The following is an 8,692-nucleotide window of genomic DNA, read 5'->3' on the forward strand; positions in this document are numbered from 1 at the left end:
TTTTCGGCATTAAATACTCCCGCCATATCCCATTTAACCTGCCCACGCAGCTGCCCCTGCTCCACAATACTGAAGCACCTGCCATCGGGGCTATCCAGTTGTACCTGCCAATCGCCCTCGCCAGAAAAACGCTGCACCGGCGTCCAGCAGCCCTTGTCCAGAACTTGCTGCAAAGCGGGTGCCGCCGCGTTGACAATCAACGCCCCCGTACCGGGCACTGTCCGCAGCAAATGATGGAACTGGGTGATGATGGCCGCGAGATCCGGAAAAATATCGGCATGATCATATTCCAGATTATTCAGTATCAGCGTACGCGGATGATAATGCACGAATTTGGAACGCTTATCGAAAAAGGCCGTATCGTACTCGTCGGCCTCAATCACAAAAAACGGACTGTCAGTAAGCCGCGCCGAAATCCCGAAATTCAGCGCTTCGCCACCAATCAGAAAGCCCGGATTGAGTCCCGCTTCCTGCAAAATCCAGGTCAATATGGAAGTGGTGGTGGTTTTTCCGTGGGTGCCCGCCACTGCCAGTACCCAGCGACTGGCGAGAATCTCCCGCGCCAGCCAGGCAGGGCCGGAATCATAAGGAATCTGCCGATCCAGTACCGCCTCCACACAGGGATTCCCCCGGGACAGGGCATTACCAATAATGACCAGATCAGGCGCGGGATTGAGCTGTGCGGGGTCATACCCTTCATGCACCACAATCCCCTCGCGGGCCAGCAGCTCGCTCATGGGTGGATAGGTGTGGGTATCAGAACCCGTTACCTGATGTCCGGCGGCACGCGCCAACAAGGCCACTCCACCCATGAAAGTCCCGCAAATACCGAGGACGTGAATATGCATGCGGGATTAGTGCATGGTACTGCGGGATGGAGCGCCCAAACGCTGATCAAGCATCTGATTGGCCAGTTCAAAAAGTGCAGAAAATTTTTCCAGCAACTCCTGATAACGGGTCATCAACGCTTCTTCTTCGGCCAGCACCGGATGGTCGTCCAGAGAACGGGCCAACATGTCCCGGGCCATGCCCAAACGCTCCACCACCTCAAAATACGCCCAACCATCGGGAGGCTGGGCACTGGCTGCGGCCATTTCCTGCTGGTAATACCAAACCAGGGCGCCCCGGGTAACAGCCTGGGCAGCGGTGGGTTCTTCCACTTCTGTCAACTGCCACTCATGACTGGTGGGTTCCTGCCAGTCCATATACACATGCCAGCGCTGACCGTTTTCGTCGGACATAAACTCCAGACGCACCCCAACCCCCTGGTCGCCAAGGCGGGCAATCAGGCGTTCTGCCTCTTCCCAATCATCGGCATAATCCGGAATGGGACTGCCGGGGACAGAACCCATGACCAGCAGCTCCACCTGCTCCAGGTAGTTGTGGTCCAGCGGGGCGCTACGGGCGGTTTCCAGCGCGTCATTGCTACTCAAAGAAGGTTCCTTCCACCGGACTGCTGGCGCTGGCGTAGAGTTTACGCGGCATCCGGCCTGCCAAAAACGCCTTGCGCCCGGCATCCACACCCAGACGCATGGCTTCCGCCATCAATATCGGATCCTTGGCGGCAGCAATGGCCGTATTCAGGAGTACCCCATCACAACCCAGTTCCATGGCCACCGCCACATCCGAGGCCGTACCCACCCCTGCATCCACCAGAATCGGCACTGTCGCCTGTTCAAGAATAATGCGCAGATTATAGGGATTGCGAATCCCCAGCCCCGAACCAATGGGCGCCGCCAGCGGCATCACCGCCACACAGCCCATTTCCGCAAAGGCCTTGCAGGCCACCGGATCATCCATGCTGTACACCATCACCTCAAAACCCTCGGCAACCAGGGTTTTGGCCGCTTCATAGGTTTGCCGCATATCTGGATAAAGGGTCTGAGGATCGCCAATGACTTCCAGCTTGACCAGTTTCCAGTCGCCCAGTTCACGGGCCAGACGACAGGTGCGCACGGCGTCTTCAGCGGTATAACAGCCCGCCGTATTGGGAAGAATGGTAAATTGATCCGGAGGCAAAGCCTCCAGCAAATTGGGGGCGTCCCGATCCTGGCCAAGATTCACCCGACGCAGCGCCACGGTAATGATTTCCGCACCGGCCGCATCTACGGCCGCCCGGGTTTCCGCAAAATCCTTGTACTTGCCCGTACCCACCAACAATCTGGAATGGTACGCACGCCCCGCGATCACCAGGGGATCTTTATGCATGGTCATTATTTCACCTCAAAATAGGGATTGATGCCGCAGCGCCAACCATTAACCGCCGCCTACCGCCTGAATAATTTCCAGACGATCACCCGCCGCAAGCATGACCTCGCCATGAGTGCTGCGCGGCACAATTTCGCCATTGCGCTCTACCGCCACCCGCCGCCCTGCCCAACCCAAATCGGCCAGTAGCGCCAGCACCGTCATTAGCTCCGGCACCTCACGGGGCGCACCATTTACCTGTATCAGCATGCCTGCGATGCTAGAACCTCCCCGCAGGGGCGTCAATCCTGCTGGGCAAAGATGCACCGGTAGATGATCTCATGGGAAACCCTCTGACAGTTAGCTGGATCTTGGCTCAGCCCCATGGCATCTATACAAACCGCTCCGCCCGATAAGGCGCCGGATCCGTAAACGGCGTTTCGCCGCCCATCATTTCTGCCAGCAGGCGTCCGGTTGTCGGGCCGAGGGTCAGACCTTGGTGACAGTGGCCAAAGGCGTACCAGAGACCTTTGTAGCCAGGGGCGGGGCCGATAATGGGCAGCATGTCGGGGGTGCAGGGGCGTGAACCCAGCCAGGCTTCCGGGTCCAGGCGTTCGCCGAGGCTGGGCAGGAGTCGCCGGGCTTGCGCTTCGGCGCGGGTCAGGGGAATGGCGGAACGGGGCGCGTCGCGGTCGGCGAATTCGGCGCCAGTCGTCAGGCGAATACCCTTTTGCATGGGGGCCAGTACATAACCCTGATCAGCGTCCAGTACCGGGTGGCAGAGTGGCGTAGCGGGCTGGCTGTAATGCATGTGGTAGCCCCGTTTCACGAAAAGCGGCGGATGAAAACCCAGTGCGCGGGTAATATCTGGCGACCAGGCTCCCAGGGCAATCACCAGTTCGGCGGCTTCTATGGGGCCGTGTGCACTTTGTAAGCGCCATCCCGCGTGTTCTTTTTGCACTTTTTCAGCATTGCCGGTGCGAAACTCGCCGCCCAGTTGGGTAAAGTAATTCAAATAGGCGCGAGTCAGGGCGTGGGGGTCGGTGACGGCCAGCGGTTGGGTCCAGTGAATACCTCCCGCAAGGCCGGGGCGCAAAGTCGCTTCCATCTGCGCCACTTGTGCCGTATCCAGTGCCTCATAAGTGACCCCAAAGTGCTCAGCCTTGTAGGCGGCTTCCTGCAGGGCATGGTCCAGGGATTCTGCATGGGCATGAACCTGCAACCAGCCACCGGCACGAAACAGGTTTGTCGCTCCGGCCAGACCGGCCAGGGCCAGATGATCATCCAGGCAATGGGTAATCAGGGCCGCATAGTGGCGGGCAATGACCCGATGCCGATCTTCCTGGGAGTTGTACCAGTATTGCATAAAGGGAATAGCCAGACGGGGCAGCATGGTGCCGCGATAATAGGCTTCCGTCGAGCGATTGCGGGCGTAACTCAGCATCTGCGCCAGAGCACGCGGAAAGGGATGCGGCATGACCGCTTCACGCTGGATCAGTCCGGCATTGCCAAATGATGTCCCCTCCCCTGGACCCTGGCGGTCGAGCAGTAAAGTCTGCCGACCACGCAGTTGCAACTGCAGGGCAATGGATACGCCGACTATGCCGGCTCCCAGGACGATGACGGCGTGTTGATTGGCCATCAGTACGGCTCCACCCGTCCGCGTGGAGGGCAACGAAGCTTCATAACTTCCACGTTCTCTGCCATGACGGTTCCCTCTGAATGGCTTTTAAAGCGAGATTCTGCCCCAATCACCTGCAAAACAGAAGACCATGCGAAAATAGCCAAGTTCGTTTAGATTCCTTGGCGCTTGCTGCAACTTGACAGAAGGCAGTGGCTCGGCCATGGTTGCGGGAAATTGTGAGGACACCCATGCTGCATTTTCCTGATATCAATACCGTTGGTTTTCCCCTGGGTCCCATTACCATTCACTGGTACGGATTACTTGAAATCATCAGCTTTGTCATTGCGACGGTGTGGCTGATCCGGCGCGGCAAAATGTCGCACTGGAACTGGCGCAAGGAACAGGTTGTCGATCTGGAATTTTATGTGGCAGTCGGGGCCATACTGGGTGGTCGAGTGGGTTACATTATCTGGTATAACCTGCCCTATTACCTTAGTGAACCCATCAAGATGCTGTATATATGGGATGGTGGCATGTCCTTTCATGGCGGACTGCTGGGCGTGGTGCTGGCCTGCTGGGCGTTTGCCAAGTCTCATCAAGATCACAGTTTTCTGCCCACCCTCGATTTTATTGCACCGGCAGTACCCATTGGGTTGGGGCTGGGGCGTTTGGCGAATTTCATCAACGATCAGTTGTTTGGCCGGGTCAGTCACCTGCCTTGGGCCATGGTTTTTCCTGCCGGTGGACCACAGCCACGCCAGCCTTCGCAGATTTACGAATTTCTGCTGGAGGGGGTGTTGTTGTTTCTGATTCTGGCCATTTATAGCCGCAAAGCGCGCCCAGCCGGATCAATAGGCGGCATGTTCGTGCTGTTCTACGGGATTTTCCGCTTTGTGGCTGAGTTTGCCCGCCAACCCGATATTCAGTTGGGTTTTGTGTTTGGCCCGTTCACCATGGGGCAGGTCTTGTCCGTACCGATGATTATTCTTGGCCCGGTGCTTATCTGGTGGGCGTATAAGGGAGGCTTTGCCGAATCGCCGCCGGCAACAAACTCGTCAGCCTCCAGCAAAACCGTCAGCGAACACTGATTTTCGATATTTTCAGGAGCTACTGATCCGTGGCTGATGAACTCAATGCACCGCAATTGGAGGCCGTCCACCATGTTCATGGCCCCCTGCTGGTTCTGGCTGGCGCGGGTTCCGGCAAAACCCGGGTCATCACGCGTAAAATTGTGCACCTGATTCGTGATCAACAGGTGGCCCCCAAACATATTTGCGCGGTGACTTTTACCAACAAGGCCGCCCGCGAAATGAAAAGCCGGGTCAGCCAATCCCTGCAGGGGCATAACAGCCGGGGCCTGATGGTATCCACCTTTCATCGTCTGGGCCTGGATATTTTGCGCAAGGACATTGAACGCCTGGGTTACCGCAACAACTTCAGCGTCATTGATCCGGGAGACAGCCTTAGCATGGTGCGCAACCTGCTGCGCGATGCCAATGGTCCCAGCGATCTGGCAGAGGCCATTCAGGCACGCATTTCGCGCTTTAAAAATGACGGATTTCTGCCCCAGGAGGCGCAGGGGGAAGATCGGCTGGGGGAAGAAGCAGCGGTCATCTACAAGCCCTATCAACGTGCCCTGAGTGCCTGTAATGCGGTGGATCTGGATGATCTGATTCTGCTCCCTACCCGCCTGCTGCAGGAAAACGAGGAAGCCCGCACGGCCTGGCAGGATCGTATCCGTTATTTACTGGTGGACGAGTATCAGGACAGTAATGGTGCCCAGTATCGCCTGATCCGCAATTTGCTGGGAGTGCGTCACAATCTGACCGCTGTGGGGGATGATGATCAGAGTATTTATTCCTGGCGGGGGGCTGCAGCCGACAATCTGCATCGTCTGGCGCAGGATTATCCGGCCCTGAAAGTCATCAAGCTGGAGCAGAATTATCGTTCTACCGGCCGTATTCTCCAGTCCGCCAACGCAGTGATTGCGCAAAATCCCCATCTCTTTGAAAAACGCCTGTGGAGCACCCTGGGGGATGGACATCCCATCCGGGTGTTGAACTGCGCCGATGAAAGTGATGAAGCCGAACAGGTGGTCAACGCCATTCTCCGCGACCGTTTTCAGCGCCAGGGAGAGTATCGGGATTATGCGATTCTTTATCGCAGTAACCATCAGTCCCGACCTTTTGAGGCGGCTTTGCGCAATGCCCGCATTCCTTACCAGATTTCCGGTGGGCTGTCGTTTTTTGAGCGCAGCGAAATCAAGGATTTTCTGGCCTATTTGCGTTTACTGAGTAATCCTGATGACGATCCGGCCTTTTTGCGCGCGGTCAACACTCCGCGTCGGGGCATTGGCAGCAGCACCCTCGAAAAACTGGGCGAGTTTGCCAAGGCCCGGAATCTGTCTCTGTTTGCTGCGGTTTGGGAAGATGGGCTGGAACTGCCGGAAAAGGGTCGCAACGCCCTGCGCAGTTTTGCCGGATGGGTCAACCTGAAAGCTGATGAAGTCCAGAAAACGGAGCTGATGCCAGCCCTGCAAAGCCTGCCCGATGACATTGGCTATTTGCCCTATCTGCATAATGAAGGGGATGAAAAAGATGCAGCCCGGCGCTGGGAGAACATTCAGGAACTACTGGCCTGGATGCAACGACTGCAGGAGCAGGAAGATGGCCCGCAAACACTGGTGGAAATTCTCAACCGGCTGATGCTGTTTAATGTGCTGGAGCGGGAAGAAGACGATGACCGGGATGTGCTGCGCCTTTCGACCCTGCATGCCGCCAAGGGCCTGGAGTTTCCCCAGGTGTTTCTGGTGGGCGCGGAAGAGGAGTTACTGCCGCATCGTAACAGTGAAACCCCGGAACAAATCGCCGAAGAGCGGCGCTTGTTTTATGTGGGAATGACCCGCGCCCGCTTCCGTCTGACCCTCAGCCGCTGCCGCAAACGGCGGCGCTATGGTCAGGACGCCAATCCCAAGGCCTCCCGCTTTTTGCAGGAAATTCCCAAGGAACACCTGGACTGGCAGGGTGCAGACAGCGAGGAAGAGACCATGGACCCCGCCGTGGCTTTTGCCCGCCTGCGCGAAATGCTTGGTAAAAACTGATCTCATTCTGCATCTGTCAGCAGTTGTTCGCGGATGCTTTACAGCAACTATGACCGTATCGCAGGAACAAAAAGCATCCAGGACACCCACCGGATGACGCTTACGCAAAAGGGGCCATCCACAAATGGACAGCCCCTTTCAGTGACAACAGCGCGCTGCAATCAGTGTGCGGAGACGCTAGCCATCGCCTTGACGCGTGCAGAAAGACGGCTCTTGGTACGTGCAGCAGCGTTAGGATGAACGATACCCTTACCGGCAGTCTTGTCGATGACCGATTCTGCGGCATGCAGGGCCACGCGGGCTTCTTCCTGATTACCAGCGTGGACGGCCTTGAGCACCTTCTTCACGTAGGTACGCAGGCGTGAACGCATGCTGGCATTGCGCAAGCGGTGGTTTTCGTTTTGTAACACGCGCTTGCGCGCCTGAGCTGTATTCGCCAAGTTTTACTCTCCGTGTCTTTGCGTAGCTGATTACTGCTGAAATTTGAAGCTGTGGATTATGACCCTTTCCTGCAGCATTGTCAACGGATTATCTGCAGATGCCGGGGTTGCACGCAGACTTTGAGGAAGTTTCCCACGGTGATCTGTGCGGCTTCGGCCTGGTGGCGGGGCAACAGCATTTCCAGGGAGGTAGGCCCTTCCAGATAAAGGCGCATGCTCAGACCTTCTTTTCGGCAAGCCTTGACCTGCACCGACAGATGATTGGGACAAAAATGCGCTGCCCCCGCATCTTGCAGGTAGATATCCTCAGCGCGCAAAGCCAGTTGTACTGAAGTCCCCACCGACAGACCAGCCTGCCAATCGGCCTGCAACTGCCAATCGGGACCTGCTACCTGCAGATGTGATTCATCATCCGAGTCAACCACCCGACCTGATAGAAAATTACGGAAACCCAGCAATCGGGCTGAAGCGACATGACGCGGCCGCGCAAACACTTCGGCGGGGGTGTTTTCCTGGACAATACGGCCATCGCGCAAAATAGCCATATGGTCCGCCAGCATCGCCAGATGAGGGTCATGACTGACCGCCAGTACAGGAATCCCGAATTCGTGAACCTCCCGTACCAATTCATCCAGTACCTCGTCCCTGGTCGCCATATCCAGCGCTGAAGTGGGCTCATCCAGCAGTAATAATTGAGGTTTTCGTGCCAGCGCCCGCGCCAGGGCCACCCGCTGTTTCTGGCCTCCGGAAAGTTCAGACGGAAACCGATTCGCCAAATCTTCAAGACCAACCCGTTGGAGCAAGACCAAAGCATCCGTACGGCGATGTGCAGAGCGCGGCAAGGGAAATGCGACATTTTCCCAGGCCCGCAGGTGTGGGAAAAGCGCATATCCTTGGGGCAAATAAGCAATGGGACGTTGCTCTACCATCAGATCTCCGTAAGGACTGACCCGGGCCGGGAGCAAACCGGCAATGGCCTTCAGCAGCGACGATTTACCCACACCGGAAACCCCCAGCAGGACGGTGAAACCTCTTACTTGAAGGCTAATATCCAGGGCAAGAGGCTGCTGCATCCGACAACGAATGTGCAGGGCGGGAGCAGATTGCTTCAAAACATGGCCTGCGTCTGCCGCCGGGCGCGCAAACCAATCCAGAGCGGCAAGGGAACAGCCACCAGAAAAAATATCCACAGCAAGGGGTAAACTGCACTGAGACCGATATCCTGCAAATTGACCCACAATTTGACCGGAATTCCCTCAGGGAAATACGCCACAATCAACACAATGCCAAACTCACCCATGGCCCGTACCCAGGCCAGGGCCACCCCGGCTGACAAACCAA

Annotated in this window: 9 protein-coding genes and 1 pseudogene; 2 read left to right on the plus strand and 8 right to left on the minus strand. The window is 56.9% G+C overall.

The window, feature by feature from the left end:
* The 5 genes from mpl to AC2VLY_RS15540 all read right to left on the minus strand — a co-directional run.
* Positions 1-848: UDP-N-acetylmuramate:L-alanyl-gamma-D-glutamyl-meso-diaminopimelate ligase (mpl, locus tag AC2VLY_RS15520; protein ID WP_486892952.1), on the minus strand; the 848-nt coding region annotated here is incomplete at its 3' end.
* Between the two features lie 6 nt (positions 849-854).
* Entirely contained in the window at positions 855-1,433 is a 579-nt protein-coding gene (locus tag AC2VLY_RS15525; RefSeq protein ID WP_193649910.1) for a hypothetical protein, read from the minus strand.
* Positions 1,426-2,208 carry a thiazole synthase gene (locus AC2VLY_RS15530; RefSeq protein ID WP_029316062.1) on the minus strand — a complete coding sequence of 261 codons (783 nt, stop codon included), beginning with the start codon at positions 2,206-2,208 and terminating at the stop codon, positions 1,426-1,428. The genes AC2VLY_RS15525 and AC2VLY_RS15530 overlap by 8 nt, the downstream gene beginning before the upstream one ends.
* A gap of 48 nt (positions 2,209-2,256) precedes the next feature.
* Positions 2,257-2,457, minus strand: a complete 201-nt coding sequence (thiS, locus tag AC2VLY_RS15535; RefSeq protein ID WP_486892951.1) for a sulfur carrier protein ThiS — start codon at positions 2,455-2,457, stop codon at positions 2,257-2,259.
* Between the two features lie 121 nt (positions 2,458-2,578).
* Positions 2,579-3,829: an NAD(P)/FAD-dependent oxidoreductase gene (locus AC2VLY_RS15540; RefSeq protein ID WP_486892950.1), complete on the minus strand. Its 1,251-nt coding sequence runs from the start codon at positions 3,827-3,829 to the stop codon at positions 2,579-2,581.
* Between the two features lie 230 nt (positions 3,830-4,059).
* Between AC2VLY_RS15540 and lgt the strand changes: the two genes are divergently transcribed.
* Together lgt and AC2VLY_RS15550 are read left to right on the plus strand one after the other, a co-directional pair.
* The gene (gene lgt, locus AC2VLY_RS15545) at positions 4,060-4,899 is read left to right on the plus strand and encodes a prolipoprotein diacylglyceryl transferase (protein ID WP_486892949.1); all 840 of its coding nucleotides are present in this window, start codon (positions 4,060-4,062) and stop codon (positions 4,897-4,899) included.
* 29 nt (positions 4,900-4,928) lie between these two features.
* A complete protein-coding gene (locus AC2VLY_RS15550; RefSeq protein WP_486892948.1) occupies positions 4,929-6,911 on the plus strand; it encodes a UvrD-helicase domain-containing protein in 1,983 nt (660 codons plus the stop codon).
* 161 nt (positions 6,912-7,072) lie between these two features.
* Here the strand turns inward: AC2VLY_RS15550 and rpsT are convergent, their stop codons facing one another.
* The 3 genes and pseudogenes from rpsT to AC2VLY_RS15565 form a co-directional block, all read right to left on the minus strand.
* Positions 7,073-7,351: a 30S ribosomal protein S20 gene (gene rpsT / locus AC2VLY_RS15555; protein ID WP_193649905.1), complete on the minus strand. Its 279-nt coding sequence runs from the start codon at positions 7,349-7,351 to the stop codon at positions 7,073-7,075.
* An 80-nt stretch (positions 7,352-7,431) separates the two neighbouring features.
* Positions 7,432-8,463: an ABC transporter ATP-binding protein gene (locus AC2VLY_RS15560; protein WP_486922589.1), complete on the minus strand. Its 1,032-nt coding sequence runs from the start codon at positions 8,461-8,463 to the stop codon at positions 7,432-7,434.
* Positions 8,460-8,692, minus strand: a pseudogene (locus AC2VLY_RS15565) (sulfate ABC transporter permease); the annotation flags it as partial. The pseudogene AC2VLY_RS15565 and the gene AC2VLY_RS15560, both read right to left, overlap by 4 nt.

The organism is Acidithiobacillus sp. TH-A36 (assembly GCF_057473445.1).

Excerpts from the sequence above, each read along its gene's own strand:
- thiS (WP_486892951.1), bottom strand. The coding sequence starts at position 2,457 with ATGCTGATACAGGTAAATGGTGCGCCCCGTGAGGTGCCGGAGCTAATG.
- lgt (WP_486892949.1), top strand. The coding sequence starts at position 4,060 with ATGCTGCATTTTCCTGATATCAATACCGTTGGTTTTCCCCTGGGTCCC.
- AC2VLY_RS15540 (WP_486892950.1), bottom strand. The coding sequence starts at position 3,829 with ATGGCCAATCAACACGCCGTCATCGTCCTGGGAGCCGGCATAGTCGGC.
- AC2VLY_RS15530 (WP_029316062.1), bottom strand. The coding sequence starts at position 2,208 with ATGCATAAAGATCCCCTGGTGATCGCGGGGCGTGCGTACCATTCCAGA.